This window comes from Agromyces sp. Leaf222, assembly GCF_001421565.1.
GTDB lineage: Bacteria > Actinomycetota > Actinomycetes > Actinomycetales > Microbacteriaceae > Agromyces.
This window is the reverse complement of sequence record NZ_LMKQ01000001.1, coordinates 2,379,112-2,400,315: the sequence shown is the minus strand read 5'-3', so window position 1 is coordinate 2,400,315 and position 21,204 is coordinate 2,379,112. Positions and strand designations below refer to the sequence as shown.

At 65.6% G+C, this 21,204-nt stretch carries 13 protein-coding genes; 5 read left to right on the top strand and 8 right to left on the bottom strand.

Annotated features, from left to right (window positions below; genetic code table 11):
• Window positions 1-28: 28 nt before the first annotated feature.
• Window positions 29-877 (bottom strand): hypothetical protein, encoded by an 849-nt coding sequence (locus ASE68_RS10625; RefSeq protein ID WP_157421609.1) that lies wholly within the window; start codon window positions 875-877, stop codon window positions 29-31.
• On the bottom strand, window positions 874-1,752 hold the full coding sequence (locus tag ASE68_RS20215) for a triacylglycerol lipase (protein WP_157421608.1): 879 nt from the start codon (window positions 1,750-1,752) through the stop codon (window positions 874-876). Before ASE68_RS20215 ends, ASE68_RS10625 begins: the two co-directional genes overlap by 4 nt.
• Before the next feature lie 200 nt (window positions 1,753-1,952).
• On the opposite strand from ASE68_RS20215, the gene ASE68_RS10615 reads away from it, so the two are divergent.
• Window positions 1,953-5,663: a DNA-binding protein gene (locus ASE68_RS10615; protein WP_235480825.1), complete on the top strand. Its 3,711-nt coding sequence runs from the start codon at window positions 1,953-1,955 to the stop codon at window positions 5,661-5,663.
• Between the two features lie 536 nt (window positions 5,664-6,199).
• Window positions 6,200-7,024, top strand: coding sequence for a hypothetical protein (locus ASE68_RS10610; protein ID WP_157421607.1), 825 nt, complete (start codon window positions 6,200-6,202; stop codon window positions 7,022-7,024).
• A 1,500-nt stretch (window positions 7,025-8,524) separates the two neighbouring features.
• On the opposite strand, the gene ASE68_RS10605 is transcribed toward ASE68_RS10610, so the two are convergent.
• Window positions 8,525-9,181 (bottom strand): TetR/AcrR family transcriptional regulator, encoded by a 657-nt coding sequence (locus tag ASE68_RS10605; protein WP_157421606.1) that lies wholly within the window; start codon window positions 9,179-9,181, stop codon window positions 8,525-8,527.
• 90 nt (window positions 9,182-9,271) lie between these two features.
• Here ASE68_RS10605 and ASE68_RS10600 point away from each other — a divergent pair, with 90 nt between their 5' ends.
• Window positions 9,272-10,234 (top strand): alpha/beta hydrolase, encoded by a 963-nt coding sequence (locus ASE68_RS10600; protein WP_200921699.1) that lies wholly within the window; start codon window positions 9,272-9,274, stop codon window positions 10,232-10,234.
• Window positions 10,235-10,539: 305 nt separating this feature from the next.
• Here the strand turns inward: ASE68_RS10600 and ASE68_RS10595 are convergent, their stop codons facing one another.
• The 3 genes from ASE68_RS10595 to ASE68_RS10585 are packed head-to-tail and all read right to left on the bottom strand — an operon-like array spanning window position 10,540 to window position 12,832.
• Window positions 10,540-11,163, bottom strand: coding sequence for a bifunctional 4-hydroxy-2-oxoglutarate aldolase/2-dehydro-3-deoxy-phosphogluconate aldolase (locus ASE68_RS10595; RefSeq protein WP_055858162.1), 624 nt, complete (start codon window positions 11,161-11,163; stop codon window positions 10,540-10,542).
• Window positions 11,160-12,098 carry a sugar kinase gene (locus ASE68_RS10590; RefSeq protein WP_055858159.1) on the bottom strand — a complete coding sequence of 313 codons (939 nt, stop codon included), beginning with the start codon at window positions 12,096-12,098 and terminating at the stop codon, window positions 11,160-11,162. Before ASE68_RS10590 ends, ASE68_RS10595 begins: the two co-directional genes overlap by 4 nt.
• On the bottom strand, window positions 12,095-12,832 hold the full coding sequence (locus tag ASE68_RS10585) for an SDR family NAD(P)-dependent oxidoreductase (RefSeq protein WP_055858155.1): 738 nt from the start codon (window positions 12,830-12,832) through the stop codon (window positions 12,095-12,097). The genes ASE68_RS10590 and ASE68_RS10585 overlap by 4 nt, the downstream gene beginning before the upstream one ends.
• Window positions 12,833-13,231: 399 nt before the next feature.
• On the opposite strand from ASE68_RS10585, the gene ASE68_RS10580 reads away from it, so the two are divergent.
• Both ASE68_RS10580 and ASE68_RS10575 read left to right on the top strand, forming a co-directional pair.
• The gene (locus ASE68_RS10580; RefSeq protein ID WP_369800087.1) at window positions 13,232-16,240 is read left to right on the top strand and encodes a glycoside hydrolase family 2 protein; all 3,009 of its coding nucleotides are present in this window, start codon (window positions 13,232-13,234) and stop codon (window positions 16,238-16,240) included.
• Window positions 16,241-16,370: 130 nt separating this feature from the next.
• Window positions 16,371-18,272, top strand: a complete 1,902-nt coding sequence (locus ASE68_RS10575; protein WP_162238267.1) for an RICIN domain-containing protein — start codon at window positions 16,371-16,373, stop codon at window positions 18,270-18,272.
• A 60-nt stretch (window positions 18,273-18,332) separates the two neighbouring features.
• Here the strand turns inward: ASE68_RS10575 and ASE68_RS10570 are convergent, their stop codons facing one another.
• Entirely contained in the window at window positions 18,333-19,241 is a 909-nt protein-coding gene (locus ASE68_RS10570) for a dihydrodipicolinate synthase family protein (protein WP_200921698.1), read from the bottom strand.
• A gap of 16 nt (window positions 19,242-19,257) precedes the next feature.
• Window positions 19,258-21,015 (bottom strand): IlvD/Edd family dehydratase, encoded by a 1,758-nt coding sequence (locus ASE68_RS10565; RefSeq protein WP_055858145.1) that lies wholly within the window; start codon window positions 21,013-21,015, stop codon window positions 19,258-19,260.
• Between the last annotated feature and the right edge of the window lie 189 nt (window positions 21,016-21,204).

Below are 21,204 nucleotides of genomic sequence, written 5' to 3'. Positions count from 1 at the left end.
AGCCTAGAAGCTCGCGAAAGACCGGGAATCATCGGCTCCGCCGGACGCGGATCCGCACCGGCGGGCCATCGGGATGTTCGATATCGAGATCGTGGTCGGCTTGGTCATCTTCGGGGAGCTGCATCCGGGCGGACTCGATTCGACCGGACGTGAACTGGACTTCGATGTCGTACGTGCCGTATGCGCCGAAGGAGATCAGCCGAACGCGCCAGCCGTTGTCCAGGGGGAGCAGCACAGCTCTGAGCTCAGTCGTCTCAACCGAGAATGTCTCCAGCTCAAGCCCCGCTGCGGACGATCGAGTCGCGAACTCTGCGGCGGTCAGACGAAACAGCTCGAGATCGAGGTCGAAGTCGGACGCAATTGGCTCGGAGCCAGACGCGGGTTCGTGGACGACCTCGGTGCGCGCGCCCACGCGTCCTACCAGCCTGCGGAGGTTATCGATTCGGTCGGGCGCGGTTGCTTCCAGTACTGACCTCGAACGCCAGTTCGCCGGACCCGGCAGTTCGACGCCGTCGGTCAGCAACTTCGCGACCACCTCAAGCTTTACTCGCTCCTCGGAAGTGACGCGGTTCGGTTCGCGCGTGGCTGACTCGACGATCGCCGTCAAGGTGCTTGCCCACATCTCCCATTCGGCGTCGTCCGAGTCCAAAATTGCGGACAGCAGCTCGACCCCCTCGAGACTGATGAGACTCCAGGCGCGGAATGCCCATCTCGCGTGGCGCTCGTCGTTCAGCCCGAGGTCGCGCCACTCGACCAATTCCCTTGCGAAGCGGGCACGCGTTCCTGCGTGGCCCGTTCGGTCGATCGTCTGTCGCCCTCGATCCAGCACCCGCAGCAGGTTTCGCTCTCGAAACCGTGCCGGATCGACTCTGGTCATGAGAGTTCGCCGTTCACTACGAAGCCGTACGGAACCAGGTACCCGTCAGTCGGTTTGCACACGTCGGCGTGGGCGACCTTTCCCTGTGGGTGGATTGTCGGATCGACGGTTCGTGATGCTTGGTCCGTGTCATACCGCTCAGTCAGTACGACATCCTCCGGATTAGCCCAGAGGATTTGCGCCCCGAGCGCGCGAGCGTCGCCAGCGCGGGTGTCATAACGCTCGGTGCGGCGTCGCGTCTCGCTGATGGCGAGCGAATCTGGAGCCAGGTCCACGTAGGCCGCCCCTGCCCGCAGTGATCGGTCCAATCCTGGCCATGCCGCAAACACGAGGGCAAGCCAGCCTCGCGGCACGAACCCAGCACTCGCTGGGCTGAAGAGCCGTAGTTGACCGTCGAGGATGTCAGGGCGTGCGCTGGGCAGGGAGCCCGCATGCGACCACTCGTCGATTTCGTCGACGAGGGCTCTGCGCAACACGAGTCCGCCGAGTGAGTGTCCGACCAGGATGAGTTCCTCGTACCGAGACGTCACATCTTCCCGAACAGCGATCCCGTCGAACTCCAACATGGGTCGATAAGGCGTGGGGTAGAAATCTCGAAGGAAGGTCCGGAGATGATCGGCTGCAGCGAGGACCGTCTGCGTGCGAGACGGATACTGGGTAAAGAGCAGGTCGGATTCTGCCCACCAGGGATCGCCTGGTGGTGGCGCATCGAAGTCGCCCCAGCTCTCGTACGCGGTGCCGCCCCAGCCATGCACGAAGACGACGAGGCGCCGAGCAGGGACGGTGGCCACGACCCCGGCTGGCGCGAGCGGATGCTCGAGATCGACGTAGCAATGTGCAAACGACGGAGGCATGCTCCTGAAGTTATCGGCCACAGCACGTGCTGCTCTGCCCCCCAAGCGGGTGGACCCAGGGCAGCCCGCGTTCGCCGCCGATTGCTTGCAGACGCGTGCGGATGGCAGGCCACTCGAATTCGGGTGGGACTCGGCGCTTGACGCGCGGCCGTCGGGTGGCCATCGTCTTGCTCGACGCATTGCTGATATGTCACACCTCGCTGCCATAATCAGGATCACTTATGGGGAATCAACACGACGACATCGCAACGGGTGAGGCGACCGAGACCACGGATGCGGAGCCCGCTGGCCAGGGCCGAACGCAGGGTGAATGGGATCTCGTCGCGCTCACGCCGACGTTCATCAAATCGGAGCACGCCCAGTACGCGAAGGCGATCGTGAAGGCGCTCGGCGACCCCCTGGTCCGCAACATCGCGCTGTCGGGCAACTACGGGGTGGGAAAGAGCAGCATCCTGCAGGAAGTCTCGCGCCTCAAGGCCAGCGAGGTCGTCGAGCTGTCGCTGTCGACGCTCGCGCCGATCGACCAGACCGACATGGACGAGTCGGTGCCCCGGCAGGCGACTACGCCGACGAACCGGATCCAGCAGGAGATCGTGAAGCAACTCCTCTACCGGGAGGAACCGGAGAACGCGGTGGGCTCGCGTTTCCGCCGCATTGAGCGCTTCAACTCCGGCAGGGAGCTACTTCTTGCGGGCCTGAGCGCCTTGGTCGTCACCCTGATCTTTCTGATCGCCGGCTGGGGCGCGATCATCACGAAGACGCTCGAGCCGCTGGTTGAGATCGGGCTGTGGGTGTATCCAGCGGTGTTCTTCGCGGCCGGCGGGGCCGCGTACCTCGTGCGCTGGCTGCTACACGGACGCATCCACGTCAAGCAATTCTCGGCGGGTCCGGCATCGGTGACCCTGGACGAAAAGTCCGTCTCGTACTTCGACCAGTACCTCGACGAGATCGTCTACTTCTTTGAGACCTCCCGACACCGGGTCGTGATCTTCGAGGACATCGACCGCTTCAACGACTCACACATCTTTGAGACTCTGCGGTCGCTCAACACGCTCCTCAACGCCGCTCCACAGATCAAGGACCGGCCCGTTCAGTTCATTTACGCGATCAAGGACAGTATCTTCGACCGCATCGGCCTCGAACTTGAGGGGCGGAAGCCCGATGCCGCGGCCGCCGACCTCGACCCCGCGCAGGCGGAATCGGTTCGGGCGAACCGGACGAAGTTCTTCGATCTCGTCATCCCGGTGGTTCCGTTCATTACGCACCGCAGCGCACGGAACCTCACGGCGCAGATCCTGCGAGGTATCAATCACCAGGTGTCCGACGATCTCGTTGACTTGGCGGGCCGTTTCGTCCCGGATATGCGCTTGCTCAAGAACGTGCGCAATGAGTTCGTGGTGTTCCGCGGCCGTATCTTCTCCGGCGACGGCGAGGAGCTCGGGCTCAGCGAGACCCATTTGTTCGCGATGATGCTCTATAAGAGCACGCATCTCAGCGACTTCGAGGTGATCCGTCTCGGCAAGAGCAGGCTCGACCGGCTCTACGAGGTGAGCCGGTCGCTGGTCGTCGCGAATGTTCCGCGCGTTGAGCGGGAGCTCCGCGCCGCTCGGCAGGATCTCGCGCGTGCGGGCAGCGCCATTGCCAGGGCGCCGCGTCTCGGTAAGAGGCTGACGGAACGCATTGCCATGATGGTGAGGACGACCGGCCTGCGGCAGCAGAACGCGAGCTACCAGTATGGCGGCAGCGAGCGAACGCAGGACTACTTCCAGTCGGCAGCGTTCTGGAAGTCGTTCGTCGGGGAAGACGGCTCCACTGCTGTTGTTTGGCACAACCCCGTTTACGGCGGCCCTCAGATCTCACTGAGCCGGTCGGACGTCGAGTCACTAGTCGGCGAGGCGCTCGATCCAGAGGCGTGGAAGGAAGCCGACGAAGACGCGGCCCACGAGAAGATCGCCGTGCTGGAGGAGCAGCTGAAGTTCCTTCGCTCTGCGGACATGGGTGACCTCATCAAGCGCCCTGAGTTCCTAGTGGACTTCGAAAACCAGCGGGTCCCGCTGGCTACGGTCGCTGAAAGGCTCCTCACCCGCGGGCTCGCTTTCGAGCTCGTCAAGGCCGGCTACGTAGACCGCAACTTCACGCTCTACACATCCACATTCCACGGCGACCGCGTGAGCCCGGCCGCGACCAACTTCATCATCCATCACGTCGAACGCGGACTCATGGACGAGCACTTCGAGCTAGAGCCGCTCGACGTTGACGCGGTCGTCCGCGAGCGCGGCGAACAGGCGCTCGCTGACCCCGCGCTCTATAACATCGCGCTGCTTGACCGTCTGCTCGCAACGAAGAGCCCGTCGGCCAGAATCATGGTGAATGCACTGGCCCGCTTTGGGTCGGACGAGCGGCGGTTCCTACAGAGCTACCTTGCCTCCAGCTCGCACGCACGAGACCTGGTCCGTCGACTCACCGCGCGCAGTCCGCGAGTCCTCGCTTACCTCATCGGCGAGGCAGAGCTCGACGATGTCGGTCGCCGGGCACTCGTCAGCGAGTGCCTCGCGCGTCTCTCCGACAAGCCCCGGCAGCGCGTCGATGAGTCGGTAAAGCGCTACCTCTTCGCCGGCTACCCAGAACTCCCCGCTGTCGCGTCCGCGGATCTGACGGCTAAGGCAGCGGGGCGTCTCGCGACCCTCTTCAAGGAGGCGGGCATCAGCGTTCCCGACCTCTCGCCGCTCGGTGCCCGCGCCCGCACCGAATTCGTCCGGCTCGGAATCTACGACATGACCACCGACAATCTGCAGTCGGCGGTGGGCGAGGGCGCTGGCCTTGCGCTCGACCAGCTCAGGGTAGCCAGCCGCGACCAGGTGTACGCAAAGGCTCTCAGGGAGCTGCCGGCGTACCTCGCGGCGATCGAAGGACGCTCGCCGTCGAATGCGACGGCCGCCGGTTTCGTCGCCGTGCTCACCGAGGTTCACGAAGCAGCGCCCGCGCTCATCGAGAACGTCGTCGCCACGGCCTCGGCGGAAAGCCGGATCGCGGACCTCGGAATGGTTCCAGAGGATACCTGGGCGCCGCTGGCGCGGGAGAACCGCTTCCCCGCCACCTTCGCGAACGTCCTGCGCTATCTCGGCCATGCAGGGGGCGTGGACACTAATCTTGCAGTCGTTCTGGGCGCCACGGATGCGATCAGGGAACACGACGGCGCCGACGAGGACGCTAAACGCGAGCTCGCCGTGACCCTCATCTCGTCCGCCGCGGTTCTCGATCCCGTGCTCCGCGCGAAACTGGCAGAGAGCCTCGACCTGAAGAAGTACGTCGCAGCCAACTCCCTTCCGGCCGAAAGCAGTGCCCTGTTCGGCGAACTGAGGGCCCGGAACGTCATCTCAGATAGTGCTGCGACCTATGCGCACCTCGCCGGCGCCGACTGGGCGACCAAGGAACATGTGCTGCGGCATTCTCCGAAATTTGAAGAGTGGACGACCCCCGAGCTCGTCAGCGCAGACTTGGGTCCGGTCCTTGGGAGCTCGGCTGTGAGCGACGCCGCGAAGCGAGACATCGTGAAAGGTGCGGACTCGTACGCGCCGCACGGCGGCAAGGCAGGGCTGCTCCAGCTGGCCCGCCTTGCGGAAGCATTCAAGATCATCGTCAGCTTCCCGCTCGTGGCTCAGATGGCCGCCAACCGCGTCCCTGCGGATCAGGTACTGACGCTGCTCCGTCCCTATCTGAATAACGCCACGGCCGAACAATTGATCCCGGTCCTGCGCGCGCTCGGCGACGAGTACGAGAAGCTGACCTACGTCGGCCGGGAGAAGCCAAAGATTCCAAACTCAGCGGCGGCAATCGCGCTCCTCGAAGCGCTGAAGTCGAAGGGCATCGTGGCGAGCTTCGACCCCACGCAGAATCCGATCAAAGTGAACAAGCGCCACAAGCAGTTGTGACGACTGAGCTGGCGATAATTTTCGGTTAGTCTCCGGTGACTGCGGGTGGTGCGGGCGGCCGCCATGATGACCTACGAACAAGATTGCAAAGCGCTCTATTCGGACCTGCTCGGCGTCGGTGACCGGGTATTCACCACACTTCGATCGGAGACAACCCAGACGGGCTAGGCGAAGCCGGGTAGTCTGGACAGGTGCGAACGCAGTGCACAAGAAGATCCTGATCAGATCCAAATCGGGCGAGTCGCGGCGAGGAATCCAGGATGCGACCAACGGGTGGGCGACACCCATCGGTCGTCAGTTCAAGCCCGACCCGCCCCACAAATGCCGTTTGATCAGTTGTTTTGCGTGGAGTGCGTCTCGGGTGAGCTTGGCCATTCTCGAAGGATCTGTGGTGGTCGCTAGTTCCGCTGTCCCGCATTGGCGACGGCTGCTGCCGAAGCAGGCGGGACCATCCTCGCCGTTGTTGGCGGCAGCGATACCCGCGGTCGAGAGGATCGATGCGCCTCCCGAACCTCGGGGCTGAAATGATCGGTCCCATGCCCGAGGAATACGCATCCACGGAAGCCGATCGCATCGATGCTGCTGACTGGCTCCACGAGGTTGTTTCCGCGACGCGCAACGTCCAGGAAGCAATGCAGATCACGCTGCCAGCAGGGATCGTGACACTTGACACCTCAAGAGATGTGAATGACGCAGCCAGACTCGTGAGTCTTCACATGGCGATCGCGATCGATCATCTCGTTTCATTCGCCGGACTGCTCCGAGTCCCGGGATCCCACGGACCCAGCTTGGCCACGATCAACCGGACCGTTGTTGAGACGTGGGCGCGAGCATGGTGGGTGATGGGTGCCATGACGTCGATCCGCGCCGAGTACCGTGCGAGGGCGATGGTTGTTCGTGAGCTCCACGCCGCCAAGGACCGGGGCATCCTCCTCTTGAGCGGTGAGTCCATCGATGTTGCGATTTCACGCGCCACCCGTGATCGCGACCGCATCCACGTCCGAACGCCTGAGACGGTGCCTCGTCCCACAGCTCTTGCCATTGAGATGTTGCAGGCCGCTGTATCTCCGGGGCCGGAGGCAGCCGCGATTTACTCCCATCTATCCGGAGTGGCGCACGGCGAGTCGGTGTACACCGCGTCGCTCACTGAGCAGCCGATCGCATACCCAGTCCCGCAAGTTGTGTTGCCCGCCGACAATCTGAAGAAGTATCTGACCCAACTTTTCGGCGTCACGATGATCGGCACCGTGAAGTTGACCAGCGTGTGGGGGCTGCCGGAAACCATCGGGGACGAGTACCTGCAATCCATGACCGAGATCGGGAATCGGCTCCCTGCGCATCTCGGCGGGTCGGCCGAGTAGCCTCACATTTATGTGCGGACGATTCACGCGCAATGAGCGGCCCGCGGATCTCGCGGCTGCGATCGGGCGCTCGAGGGGGACTTCTCGGCGTGGCGTTGAGCGGCATGACGCTTTGTTCCAACCTCGGGCCCGGGGTATGCGTTCGACCTGCTGACGTTCGCATGGCCGCTGTTCACCCCGACCAAGCGGAAGACGGCCCTGCGCACGTCTGATCGCTGACGGTGCAGGCGTTCGGGACAGATCAGGAGTCACCAAACCTTCAGGAGCCCCGGGCATCACCCGCGGTCGGGTGGGTGCCGTGAAGCCGCTATCGTCGGATTGTGCAGGCGCCGAGTGGACTACGCAAGGACGACCTTCGAATTGCGTGGGGAGGGGTCTCGGTCGTCGAAGACTTCGATGGTGGTCGACTTATCGATTCCGAGGTCCTCCGAGCGATGCGAGTCACCCCGGTTGACCAACTCGTCGTACTTGCAAAGGCCATTCATGCTCGCCAGTACCGTATTGAGAGACATTTAGAGCAAAGTCGCGACGCAGAGTTCGTTTCCCACCCGACGAGCATGAGCGCCCATCTGGAGGTCGACCTGCTGAACGGTCAGAGGCGGTACTTCCCGGGAGGGTGGCGGGTCGGTCTACTCGGAGAGCAACGCCTTCCGCGGTCGACGCTTAGTGCTCCACCAGGCGCTGTACTTTGATGCGCCAACCACCGCCTCGATCACGGACGCACCGGGACTGTCGCACTGGGTGTTGTATGAAGACATAGTCGCCCTGCCAGACCCCATCTTCGGGTGGGCAGTTGAGTTGCTGGCAGCAACGGAAATGGCGACGTTCGGGACAGACCCTGATGACGGGTGGTACCAATCGAAGCTATTCGAGTGGGCGGTGTGGATCAAAGACATTCGACCGTTGTTGGCCGCAAAGGCGGTCGCTCCAGGCGCTAGCCTGGTCGATCGCGGCTACCCGTCAGGAGCGGGCGAGTATTCACCACATTTCGGCTCGAACTGTTCCCAGATTGTTCGAGAACGAGGCGGGTAGCCTGGTCCTATCGGAACTGAACGCACGAGAAGTTCCTGATCACATCCAGATCGCTCGAAGTCGGGCGATGGTTGCCGGTGGCGGGGTTTTCGCCGCCGACACCCATCGGTCACGGGTTCAAGTCCCGTCCGCCCTACCTCGCAGAAATGTCGTCTAGTCAGGTATTGGACGCCTCCCGTGCACGTGAATTCGGCCTGATCGGGGTTCTATTTCGGAGCTTGAACCCGAGTCCAGTTGATTCGCGGGTCTAGTCCGGCTGCACCTCAATTGCCGCCTGATCAGGATTTCTTTGCGCGCCGATCGCATCGCTTGGCCGCATTCACGTTTATCGAACGTTTACCCAAGGCGCATTCGCGCAGTGCCGGCGTCAGGTGGGGCGAGTTTGCCCCGCGGCTCAAAGGTGACCTGGGTCAACCTACGGGGGCCCAGACGCCTCGCACCTTCTCGCGAGCGCGCCAACCGGACTGATCAACTTCGGCCCGGTGGCGTGACGTTGCTCGGTGTCACTGACAGTGGTGCATCCAGCAGGCTGTCGCGTGCCAGCCAGTCGGGGAGCATTGCCGAGACGAGCTTGCCCGCTCCGTCGACGTCCGCGCCGTTCTGCAGGTCCTCGTGCAGCAGGGAGAGGATCCCGCCGACGAGGAACCGAGCGCCTCGGTCGATGTCGAAGCCGAGCGGCATGGCCGGCGAGCGTTCGATCGCATTGGTCACGTGCGTCACCAGTGCGGAGTGAAGCTCCGCGAGGGCGGGCATCTGCGTGTCGGAGACCAGGACTGCGACGCACAGGTTCCGATGTGCGGCGAGGTGGTTGAAGAGGTCTTGGAAACTCGCCGCTGCTGGCTCGCCCGGACCTCTGGACGCTCGTTCGTCGTCGGCCGGGTCGAAGGAATCGAGAATCGAACGGAGGGCGGCGACACCCACTTCCTCGATGCCCGCGAAATGGGTGTAGAACGAACTCCTGCTCACCCCCGCCGCACGCACGAGGTCGGCAACCGTGGGCGAACTCGAGGATGCGAGGAGCCGCTCGTATGCGGAGAGCAATTGACTCCGCGTCCGCATCGACCTCGGGTCGGTCGGGTCGCCTTCGCGCATGAATGCCGCGGGTGGAATTCCTGTCAACCCCATAGCTCGCCTCCTCAGCACGAGCGTATCGGATGACAATCGGACACATGTCCGTTAGTGTGATCGAACCACCTCTGCTGAAAGGACGTCGAGATGTCAACGATGATGCTCGATCCACAGATCGCCGCCATGTACCGAGCCCTGGCCGAGAGCCTCCAATCCCTCGGAGACTTCAGTCCGCCGGCACGTGGCGACGTGCACGCGCTGCGCGCCATGATCGATGGTTCGATGCCCGCGTGTCCCGCGCCACTGTCGACGGGCGTCTCCGTGAGAGAGCACACGATCAGTTCCTCGCTGCAGGGACGGTTCGATGTGCGATGGTACGAGCCAGAGGTTGCGAAGGTCGGCGAGCTGCGGCCCGCAGTCGTTTACCTGCACGGCGGCGGCATGGTCGCCGGAAAGGCGGAGCACTACGACGGCCTCGTGCGGTACTACGTGCAGCAATCCCAGGTGCCCTTCGCCTCTGTGGATTACCGATTGGCTCCCGAGAACCCGGGTGCCGGGATGGCCACCGATGCTGTCGACGCGATGGCGTGGCTCATCGAGCATGCCGACGAGTTTGGAATCGATCCGCAGCGCATCGCCGTCATGGGTGACAGCGGCGGGGGCGGTGTGGCCGCAGGAGCGGCGATCCTCGCCCGAGACCGGGGCATCACGCTCGCGAAACAGGTCCTCATCTACCCGATGCTCGACGATCGCACCACGGTTCCCGACCCGAACATCGCGCCATATGCCGCTTGGGACTGGGACTCCAACTGGACCTGCTGGAGTGCCGTACTCGGAGCCGACATCGGCGGCGACACCGTGTCGCCGATCGCGGCGCCCGCGCGGCTCACCGATTTCGGCGGCCTGCCACCGGCGTACATCGAGGTCGGCGATCTCGACATCTTCCGCGATGAATCGATCAGCTACGCCCAGCGCCTTCATGCGGCCGGCATCTCGTGCGAGCTTCACGTGCTGCCCGGCGTCACGCACGGTCACGATCGCGTCAGCGTGGAGATCGACGTGTCGCGCCGGACCCTCGCGGAGCGATGCCGAGTGCTCGCTGCGCTCTAGACCCGCTCGCCACGGCCCGCAGTACCGCGAAGGAGACACGACACGCGTGCGCGGAACATACGCAATCACCGGCTCAGCATCTGGGATCGGCAAGGTTGCGCCCGCACTGCTGAGAGGAGCCGACGCCGGCCTCGACGGCATCCTCTCAATCGCGGGAGGGCCTCGCTTCGTCGTGCGTCAACCCGGCCAAAACTCCCGCCCCGCCCGCTCGTTCATTCGCCTGCTCGGCGGGCGGGGCCGGGAATCACGCGCAACTGGACAGCTGAGTCCACCTCGTCCAGTATCACCTGTCGTCAGTTCAACGGTCAGGCGACCTTCTGGGCTCTTGCGGCGGACACCAGCTGGAGATACTCGCGAGCGATCCGTTCCGGGTCTTCAGCCTTCGTGATGCTGCTCCCGACGCCTACGGCGACGGCTCCCGCACTGATCCAATCGCCGACGTTCGCGAGCGAGATTCCTCCGGTCGGGACGAAGGGCACCTGGGGGAGCGCAGTCAGCACGTCGCGAAGCGCGGCCGGCGTCCAGAGTGAGGCCGGAAAGAGCTTGACGAAGGGGGCGCCCCAGCCGATCGCCGTCAGGGCTTCGCTCGGCGTCGCGGCGCCGGGAAGCACGGTGACGCCGGCCTCCACCGCGGCACGGATGACGGGCTCATGCACCGTCGGCGCGACCACGAAGGACGCACCTGCCGACACAGCCCGGTCGACATCGTCAGCCGTCAGTGCGGTGCCGATACCGATCGCGACGTCGGGCCCGACCTCGGAGGCGATATCGCGGATGACCTCGATCGCGTCGGGCGTGACGAGCGAGACCTCGACCACTCGGAGGCCCGCGGCGAGTACTGCGCGGACATCCTCGGCCGCAGCAGCAGCGGTGGCTGCCCGGACGATCGCGACGATGCCCTGTTCGCGGATTGCGGCAGCGGCGCTCATCGCGTGGTCTCCGTGATCGGCATTCGTTCCGCCTTCTCTGTTCGGTCGTCCCGCATCGGGATGCCGTCGATGTCGCCCAGTGTTTCGACGACGGATGCGGCGATCCTCGTTCCACGCGCCAACGCCGCTTCGAGCGGAAGTCCCTCGATGAGCGCGGAGATCAGGCCGGCGGCGAACGCGTCGCCCGCACCGACGGTGTCGAGCACCGTGCGGGCCATGCTCGGCACGGCCAGGATTCGCGTGCCGTCGCTCGCCCGAACGCCGTTCGCTCCGTGCTTGACGACGACCAATGATGCGCCGGAGGCATGGAGTTCGTCGACCGCGTGCTCGGCGCTCGTGCCCGCCAGCAGCGCGAGCTCCTCGGGATCGCCGAGGGCGACATCCAGCTGCCCGCGGAGCCCGGCGAGCGAGTCACGGAAGCTCTCAGCCGTTCCGAGTGCCGGTCGATGGTTCGGATCGACGACGACGAGTGCGTCACCTCGACGAGCAAGCTGGACCGTGCGTTCAACGGCGGCCCTCGCGGTCTCGGAGCGGGAGGTGGTGATGCCGGTGACGAACACCGCGTCGACGTCATCGTGCCAGGCCTGATCGACGTCGCTCGGGGAGAGCGTGGTCGCAGCCGACCGGTCTCTCAGATGCATGGCGCCCTCGCCGTTGGCACCGCGAACGAGGACTCCCGTGCGCTCGACTGTCCGAATGAGATGCGCGTCGATGCCCAGTCCCATCAGGTCGAGCTCGACGCCGTCACCGAGCGAGTCCGTTCCGAGACGGGAGACCAGGGTCGCTCGGTGGCCCATGCGAACGAGCCCGGTCGCCACGTTGACCTCGCTTCCCGAAACGAGCCTGCGATAGTGGGTCGCGGTTGCCGGGGACGGTGCGTCCTCGGCGAGCATCACGGCCAACGCCTCGCCGAGGGTGAACAGTCGGCCGCTCATCCGGCGACCGTGGTGGTCTGACCGCCGTCGACGGGCAGGGCGACCCCGGTCACGTACGAGGCTTCGTCGCTCGCGAGGAAGCGGATCACCGTGGCGACCTCCTCCGGGCGCCCCATCCGCCCGAGCGTCGCCTGCCGGAGTGCGGCCGCCCGACCTTCCTCTGCCGCGGCATCCCACACCCGAGTCTCGATGGAACCCGGAAGGACGGCGTTGATGCGAACGTGGGGGGCGTACTCGTACGAGAGCTGCCTGGTCAGTGCGACGACCCCGCCCTTCGCCGCGGCATAGGCCGGGTATCCGGGCCAGGCGAGAAGCGCGTGAACGCTGGCGACGTTGACCATGGAGCCACGCGCTGCGACGAGGTCCTCGTGGAACGTGCGGATCGAACGCCACACCCCGGAGAGGGTGACGTCGATCTGGCGCGACCACGATTCCTCGTCGAGCTCGTGCGCCGGTGCAGGAAGGTGAAGGAACGCATTGTTCACGATGACGCCCGGGGGAGTGCCGTCGGACCTGAGCCGGTCGGCAAGGCGATCCCACTCGGCTCCGCTGGCGACGTCGAGTCGGGATCCGGACGCATGGCCGCCGGCGTCGCGGATCTCGGACGCGACGACGTCGGCGGCGTCGGCGTCGAGGTCCGTCACGGCGACGAAGTCGCCGGCTGCCGCGAAGGCATGGGCCGTGGCACGGCCGATTCCTCGTCCGGCCCCGGTGATGAGCACAGTTCGACGCATGTCATTCCCTTGTCTGGTCGATCTTGAGGCGTTGGTGCTCGTGGAGCACGTGGATCTATTTATACTATAAACCGACTTAACCTGTCTGACCGGACTTTGCCAGAAGCCCGCCCATGAACCATCCTTCGTCATGTACTCCCGTTCCGCGTCGGGTCGCGCAAGTTCCCACACGCTCGTCGATCGACGCGCGGTCCCGACAGCTCGAAAGGAATCGCCGTGTTGAACGCGCCCACCCGCCCTCGCCTGCTTCCCACGCCGCATCAGGTCGAACTCGTCGAGCGCCCCATCCGGGTGGTGTCCGAGGGGTGGACCTTCCACCCCGAGCCCGCCGACGGGTGGGAGCGACCTGACGGTGATGACGCCGGATGGAGGCCGATCGCGGTCCCCGGCGAGCCGGCGATGCAGGGCTTTGACGTCCGGCACGACGTGGAACTCGGGTATCGGGTGCGCCTCGACCTGAGGCCGACGGCTCACCACCGGATCGTGCTCCGCTTCGATGGCGTGTACGGGTTCGCGCGGGTCTGGGTCAACGGCGTGCTTGCGGGCACCCATCTCGGCGGCTTCACGCGTTTCGAGTTCGACGTCACCGATCTGGTGCGCACCGATTCGCCGAACCTGATCGCGGTCGGTGTCACCGATCAGTCCGAGTCGGTCTCGACGGCATCCAACTACGCGTTCCATCCGGTCGGCGGGATCCTGCGACCGGTCTCGGTCGTGGTCCTGCCCCGGACGCATCTCGCGATGCTGCACGTGCAGACGCCGATCGAGGATGCCGGAGCCGGGAACGCTCGGCTCGAACTCGACCTCCAGATCGTCGGGTCCGGCGCTGAGGACGGTCATCTTGCAGAAAGGCTGCAGCTGCGATTGCGGCTCACCGATCCTGATGGAGACGAGGTCTACCTCGGTGACGCCGCCACCGTCACTCCGGCTCCGGACGGCAGCGCACGCGTCGTCGCGGCCGTGCCCGGCGCACGACTCTGGAGCGACGAGTCCCCGGCGCTGTACGAGTTGGAGCTCGTCGTCGGGTCCGCACGCTATCGGCAGCGAATCGGATTCCGCGATGTGCGGGTTGACGGCCACCGGCTCGTGGTGAACGACGTGCCGGTGATGCTTCGCGGCATCAACCGCCACGACATCCATCCGCGACTCGGGCGAGCGAGCGACGGCACCCTCGAGCGCGAGGACCTCGAACGATTCCGTGCCGCGAACATCAACTTCGTCCGCACCTCCCACTATCCGCCGCATCCCGCGCTCCTGGATGCCGCGGATGAACTGGGCATCTACGTCGAGGTCGAGAACGGTGTCTGCTGGGCCGGGCAGTTCGGGTGGCCGGCGACGCAGGACGATGAGCGATTCGCGCCCGAGTACCTCGGACCTCTCGCCGAGATGATCGAACGCGACCGCAACCATCCCAGCGTGCTCATCTGGTCGATCGGCAATGAGAGCACGTGGGGCGAGAACTTCCGGCGTTCATTCGAGCTCGCCGTCGAGTCGGATCCGTCTCGGCCGGTCATCATGAGCTTTGCGGGCGGGCCCGAACACGTCATCAGTTCGCACTATCCGGCCTACGGCGAAGATCTCGGGTCCACGGGCCGGCCCGTCCTGCACGACGAGGTGGTGCATCTGCCGGTCTATCAGTCGGGGGATCTGCGACGGGACCCTGGCATCCATGCCGACTGGGCGGCGAGCCTGAACGACTTCATGGTGCGCCTGTACGCTGCCGACGGGGGACTCGGCATCGCGATCTGGTCGGGGATCGACGAGCAGTTCGCGCTCCCCGGTGGAACGGTCGGGTTCGGCCCGTGGGGCATCCTCGACATCTGGCGTCGCCGCAAGCCCGAATGGTGGGCCGTGCGGAGTGCCTTCTCACCCGTGCAATTCGCGTTCGGCTCGATTCGCGAAGATGGGAGCGACCTCGAGATCCCGGTCGTGAACCATCATTCCCGCACCGGCCTCGCCGACTTCGACCTCGTCTGGCGCAGGGCCGATGGATCCGAGGTGCGGATGCCGCTTCCGAACGTCGCCCCGGCCTCGGCGGGCGCGGTGCGGCTGCGGGGCGCGCTCGACGGCATTGGGCCGTTGACACTGCGGGTCGAGGGGGCGTCGGGCCGGATCATCGACGAGCGGACGCTCGAGCTCGATGACCGAGATGCCGGGATCGACGCGTTGCCTGCGACCGGGCCCGCGCCGTCATGGTCTCGAGACGATGCTCGGATCACGATCACGGGGCGTGGCTTCTCGATCGACATCGATGCCCGGACGGGGCACCTCCTCTCAGCCGTGACTGGTGGCCGGGTGGTGCTCTCCTCGGGTTGGGAGCCCTGGGCGGACGGCCTTCAGCTCGAAGCCTGGTGCGCGGATCGCGTCGAGGCTTCCACCGAAGCCGATGACGTCGTGATCCGAGTGGACGGCACTGCGGGCGCACTTGCCGTCACCACCACCACTCGCATCGACTCGGCCGGGATCATCTCGGTCGACTACCGCCTCGACGCGGCGCCCGGAGCACTCATCGGCCGCAGCTCTGAGCTGGGGCTGGCCATGGGCCTCGGGCCGGAGCCGATTTCGACGAAATGGATCGCTTCGGCCCCGCTCGGAATCGCGGGCGATGGGTTCCTGGGTCGGTCGCGCGGGTCCGCGCACCGTGAGGTCAGCGCCGATCGAAGGGCTATCGGCGAGGAGGCTCCCGGCTGGAACGCGGTTGCCAGCGGTGCGATCGACGTCTCCGTGCCCGACAGTTGGAGTCGCGACTTCCGCGCGGGACGCAGTACGGTCTGGAACCAGACGGTCACGGACGCGTCCGGTGCGGGCATCGAGTACCTCGGCGACGGCTCGCAGCACACCCGACTGTTCCCTGCGCGGCGGGTGATCAGGCCCGACAACCCTGACGTCTCGCTCAGCGGGGCCTGGGAGTACCGCGAAGTGGCGGGGGGCCTCAATCAGGGCACCGTCGGCCTCGTGGACCACCGAACCGACGACGCCGGTGCCACCGCCACCGTGAGGTTCTCCGGATCGGCGATCGACTGCCTCGGCGCGCTCGGCCCAGACCTCGGTGTCGTCGACATCGAGCTCGACGGGGTCGAGGTTGCCAGCGGAGTCGACCTCTTCTCCCCGGTGGACTGCTCCGGCCACACACTTTTCAGCGCGCAAGACCTGAACGACGGTGACCACGAGCTCACGATCTCCGTGACCGGTCGCTCGCACCGGTGGTCGGCCGGGAGCGCGATGCGCCTGCAGGCGTTCGAGGTGTTCGCACCGCGCCCGGACGTCCAGTTGGCCGTGCTCGCCGAACGCATCTATCCGGTCAGCGGTTCCTTCGACTGGGTGGATCCCGCCGTGTCGAAGACCGGTGCGGATGGGGTGCACGCGTCGGGTTCGTTCCGAATTCGCCTGCTCCCGGGTATCGCCTGATCGCAGCCGCAAGGTCCACCGTGGACTTCCCTTCCTCATTTTAATCGTATAAACCTATTAATCGGGTTCGATTGAGCTCGCCAATGGAGTCGAGAGGGGAATTTCGCTGATGCGAAATCGGAGAAGAAACGTGCTCGCGGCCACCACCGCCGCAGTCATGGTCGCGAGTGGTGCGCTTCTGGGAGGAGTGGCGCCGGCCGACGCCGCCGTCGGGGTCTACATCGATCCCGGTGAGGTGCGAGTCGCGGATTGGGAGGGCTGGGGCACGGCCTTCGCGTGGTGGGGCGACCGCGTGGGGACGTGGCCCGAGGCGAAGCGCGCCGAGATCGCCGACCTCCTGTACTCGCCCACCGAAGGCCTCGGACTCAACATCGTCCGCTACAACCTGGGCGGCAGCGCCGACCCGAACCCGATCGCGGCGATGCGTCCGGGCGGCGCCGTGCCGACCTACCTGCAGAAGGACGAGACGACCGGTGTCGTCGCCTACGACTGGACCGTCGATGAACCGCAACGGATCATGCTCGACATGGCCAAGGACCGGGGCGCCGACACCTTCGAGGCATTCGTCAACAGTCCGCCGTACTGGATGACCGTCAGCGGCGACCCTCGCGGAAATCCGAACTGCGCGACGACCGACAACCTCGCTCCCGCGAACTACGACGCATTCGTGGCCTACATGGTCACCGTCCTGAAGAAATTCGGGACCGATTTCGGGACGGATTTCGGCACGATCTCCCCGTACAACGAGCATGACATCTGCTGGAGTCCGGCCGGTATCTCCGAAGGGAACAAGCTCTCGACCGGCGCACAATCCGCGATCCTCGAGAAGCTCAACGCGAAGTTGACGGCCGAGGGGCTCGACACGCGGATCTCTGGGCCGGAGACGTCCAGCCTGAACAACTTCGTGTCCAACTGGAATGCGCTGACGCCTGCAGCCCGCAACGCCGTCGACCAGATCAACGTGCACGAGTACGGCGGCAGCGACCGCCAGGGCGTACGGAACGTCGCCACGTCGACGGGCAAGGACCTCTGGATGTCGGAGTGGGGGTGCTGCGACGGCACGGGCGGCGACAATCACAACATCGTCGGACCCGGTCTCGCGATCGCTGATGCGATCACCAAGGACATGGACATCATGCGTCCAAGCGCGTGGGTGATGTGGCAGGCGGTCGAAGACGAGGCCATCCAGCAGCAGTACAACATCACTTGGGGTGCGATCCACGCGGACATGGTCGGAACGACCTACAGCTACGAGAAGACCAAGATGTATCACTTCTTCCGGCAGTACACGAACTTCGTCCGACCGGGCTCCCAGATCATCGGCAGTGGCGACGCACGAGTCGTGGCCTCCTACACGCCGACAGACGGAAAGCTGTCGCTCGTCGCGATCAACAACACAGGCGCAGCCGTGAACAAGACGTTCAACCTCGGTGCATTCACGTCCACCGGCTCATCGGCCTCGGTCGTGAGGACCTCGTCGTCCGAGTCTTTCGCCTCGCTCCCAGCAGCGGCGATCACCAACAAGCAACTCGCAACCACGCTTCCCGCGAACTCGGTCACGTCCTTCTCGGTGAACGTCGGCGCGCCGTCGCAGCCCGTGTGGGATGCGAATGCGACGTACGAGATCGTCAACGCGAACAGCGGGAAGAACCTCGCCGTCTCGGCGGGATCCATGGCCAACGGGGCTCAGGTGTTGCAGTGGCCGGCGACGAACGGGGCCGAACAGGATTGGAAGATCCAGCCCACCGACAATGGCTACGTCAAGGTCATCAACGTCAACAGCGGCCAGGCGCTCTCGATCTCGGGTGAGAGCACCGCCGACGGCGGAAACGCCGTGCAGTGGCCATACGGTGGCGGGTATCACCAGCAATGGAAGGTGGTTCCCACCAACGACGGCGGCGACGCGCTGGTGAACCGCAAGAGTGGGAAGGTGCTCTCCATCACGGGCCAGTCGACGTCGAACGGCGCATCCGCCGTCCAATGGTCGGACGGCTCCGGTGCGCATCAGCGATGGAGCATCGCCCTCGACTAGACGAACGGGAACGGGGTCGGCCGAGCGCTCGCTCGGTCGGCCCCGTTCCCGTCGTCCGCCCTAGAGGAGGTCGGCGAACTCCTCGAGGAATCGATCGATCATCGCCCGTTCCTCCGCATCGAGGGTCCGTGCCGGTGCGCGACAGACGTCAGTGTCGATCATGCCGCGGAGCATCGAGATCCGCTTCTCCGCCGCGATGATGAGCTCGATCGACTGCATCCAGTAGGAGATGTAGGGCAGGAGTCTGGTGTGGAGCCGCACCGCCGCGTCGCGGTCGCCGTTCTCCCAGGCGTGCCAGATGCGCAGGTAGATCTCTGCGAACGAACTCCCGGGCTGAACGCCGACGGCTCCCCGCCGCAGGGCGTCGATGAGCTGGACGCCGGCATAGCCGACGACCGAGTCCAGCGCGGGGTCCTCGCCGTGAAGTGCGGCGATGAGCTGGCCGGGCGGCGCGGACTCCACCTTCACCTGCACCAGGTTCGGCGCAGCCGCGGCGGCCTGCGAGATCGTCGCGGCGGACAGGGCCGTGCCGGTCTGCGCCGGCGCGTACTGCAGGATCGCCGGCGTGGGGTCGATGGCTGCGAGCACCTCTCGGACGTGATCCTGCACGGCGCTCGTGCTCGGTCCGTGCAGGTGAGGCGGCAGGATGTTCACCAGGTCAGCGCCGAGCGCGACGGCGCGGCGGGCACGAGCCACGGCAAGCGCGGTCGAGTGGTCGGGCACGGACACGACGACGACGGTCCCGTGTACGCGATGCATCCGCTCGATCAGGATCTCGGTGAGCTGATCCCGTTCCGCATCGCTCAGCTTGTAGAACTCGCTGGCGAAGCCCGGGTACATCACCGATCGAATGCCTGCCGCAAGGAGGCGATCGATCAGTCGCTCGAAGCTCGGGATGTCGATCGCTCCGTCTGGGGTGAACGGGGTTTCGACGACCGGGCAGACGCCGGTCACTCTTGGGTGGTTCAACGTGGTCCTCTCGCGATCAGAATGGGGCTTTGGCGGGTTCGCTGCCGCTGGAGCCGACGAGGAAGTCCAGGTCGGCGCCGGTGTCGGCCTGGGTCACGTGCTCGGTGTAGATGCGCGTCCATCCGCGGCCGCTGGGCGGTTCGGCGGGAGTCCACGTCGCGGCACGACGTACGAGCTCCTCATCGTCGACGAGCATCTCGAGGCGACGGTTCGGGACATCGAGCACGATCATGTCGCCGGTGCGGACATGGGCGAGCGGACCGCCGACCGCGGCCTCGGGCGCCACGTGGAGCACGCAGGCACCGAATGCAGTGCCGCTCATCCGGGCATCGGAGATCCGGACCATGTCCAGCACGCCCTGCGCCAGGAGCTTCGCCGGCATCGGCAGGTTGCCGACCTCCGGCATGCCCGGGTATCCCCGAGGGCCGCAGTTGCGCACGATGAGGACCGTGTCGGCCGTCACGTCGAGGTCGAGGTCGCCCATGACCGCCTGGTAGTCCTCGAGTCGATCGAAGACGAGTGCCGGTCCCGTGTGGGTGAGCAGGTCGGGATCGGCCGCGCTGACCTTCAGCACGGCGCCGTCCGGCGCGAGGTTGCCGCGGAGCACGGCGGTGCCGGAGCCGGCCGGCTGCACCGGATTCTCCAGGGGACGGATGACCTCGGAGTCGTCGTTGCGGGCGCTCGCGAGGTCGGCGCCGAGCGTCTGCCCGGTGACGGTGATCGAATTCAGGTGCAGCCGTTCGCGGAGTTCGGCCATGAGCGCAGGCACGCCGCCCGCGTAGGCGAACTCCTCCATGAGGAACCGTCCGCTCGGCATCAGGTCGACGAGTAGGGGGATCTCGCGGCTGACGGCGTCGATGTCGTCGAGCGAGAGTGGCACCCCCAATCGGCCGGCGATGGCCAGCAGGTGCAGGACCGCGTTGGTCGAACCGCCGCACGCGGCGTTGACGACCAGGGCGTTCTCGAGCGCCTCGCGCGTCATGATCTCGGATGGACGAAGGCCCTCGAGCGCCAGTTCCACGGCGCGTGCACCGGTGTCTTCGGCGAGCACGGTCCTGCGTGAATCGACGGCGGGCAGCGCTGCCGCGCCCGGGAGCTGCATGCCGAGGGCCTCGGTGATGCTCGCCATCGTCGACGCCGTGCCCATCGTCATGCAATGGCCGGGGGATCGGTTGAGACAGCTCTCGAATTCGGTGAACTCCTCTTGAGTGACGGTTCCGGCGCGAAGGCCCTCGGTCATGCGCCAGATGTCGGTGCCGCTGCCCACGGTGCGGCCTCGGAACCGCCCGTTCAGCATGGGCCCGCCGGTCAGGACGATCGAGGGCAGGTCGACGCTGGCCAGCGCCATCAGGGCAGCGGGCGTGGTCTTGTCGCAGCCGGTGAGCACGACGACGGCGTCGAGCGGATTGGCTCGAACCAGCTCCTCGAGTTCCATCGCCATCATGTTGCGATACAGCATCGTCGTGGGGCGCATGAAGGGCTCCCCGAGTGAGAGCACCGGGAACTCGAGGGCGAACCCGCCGGCCTGCTGGATGCCTCGGCGAACGGCCTCGGCAAGACCCCGCAGGTGGATGTTGCACGGGGTGAGCTCAGACCAGGTGTTCGCGATGCCGATCACCGGGCGCCCGTCGAACTGACGCCCGGAGAACCCCGCCTGTCGCAGGTGATGTCGTGCGATGAAGCCGTTCTTGCCTCCGTCGCCGAGCCACGCCCGGCTCCGAAGGCCCGTGGAGCCGAGGTTTCGTGCCCCTCGCCGCTCCGGGCTCTCGTTCATGCCTCGGCTCGTGTCTGCCGCATTCGCTGCTCCTTCTCTTCGTCGTCGACGTTCCACGTCGACTTCGACGGGTGCCCGAACGGTTGATCGCGAGGTCGGCCGTGCTGCACGGCTCTCGTTCGCATTTCCTAAATAATATGCTTATAGTACTCCTGCAGGAAGTTCCGGAGGCACACCAGCGTTCGGGAC

Coding starts and splice junctions, on each gene's coding strand:
- ASE68_RS10625 (WP_157421609.1), bottom strand. CDS start 877: ATGACCAGAGTCGATCCGGCACGGTTTCGAGAGCGAAACCTGCTGCGG.
- ASE68_RS10615 (WP_235480825.1), top strand. CDS start 1,953: ATGGGGAATCAACACGACGACATCGCAACGGGTGAGGCGACCGAGACC.
- ASE68_RS10610 (WP_157421607.1), top strand. CDS start 6,200: ATGCCCGAGGAATACGCATCCACGGAAGCCGATCGCATCGATGCTGCT.
- ASE68_RS10605 (WP_157421606.1), bottom strand. CDS start 9,181: ATGGGGTTGACAGGAATTCCACCCGCGGCATTCATGCGCGAAGGCGAC.
- ASE68_RS10600 (WP_200921699.1), top strand. CDS start 9,272: ATGTCAACGATGATGCTCGATCCACAGATCGCCGCCATGTACCGAGCC.
- ASE68_RS10595 (WP_055858162.1), bottom strand. CDS start 11,163: ATGAGCGCCGCTGCCGCAATCCGCGAACAGGGCATCGTCGCGATCGTC.
- ASE68_RS10590 (WP_055858159.1), bottom strand. CDS start 12,098: ATGAGCGGCCGACTGTTCACCCTCGGCGAGGCGTTGGCCGTGATGCTC.
- ASE68_RS10585 (WP_055858155.1), bottom strand. CDS start 12,832: ATGCGTCGAACTGTGCTCATCACCGGGGCCGGACGAGGAATCGGCCGT.
- ASE68_RS10580 (WP_369800087.1), top strand. CDS start 13,232: ATGCAGGGCTTTGACGTCCGGCACGACGTGGAACTCGGGTATCGGGTG.
- ASE68_RS10565 (WP_055858145.1), bottom strand. CDS start 21,015: ATGAACGAGAGCCCGGAGCGGCGAGGGGCACGAAACCTCGGCTCCACG.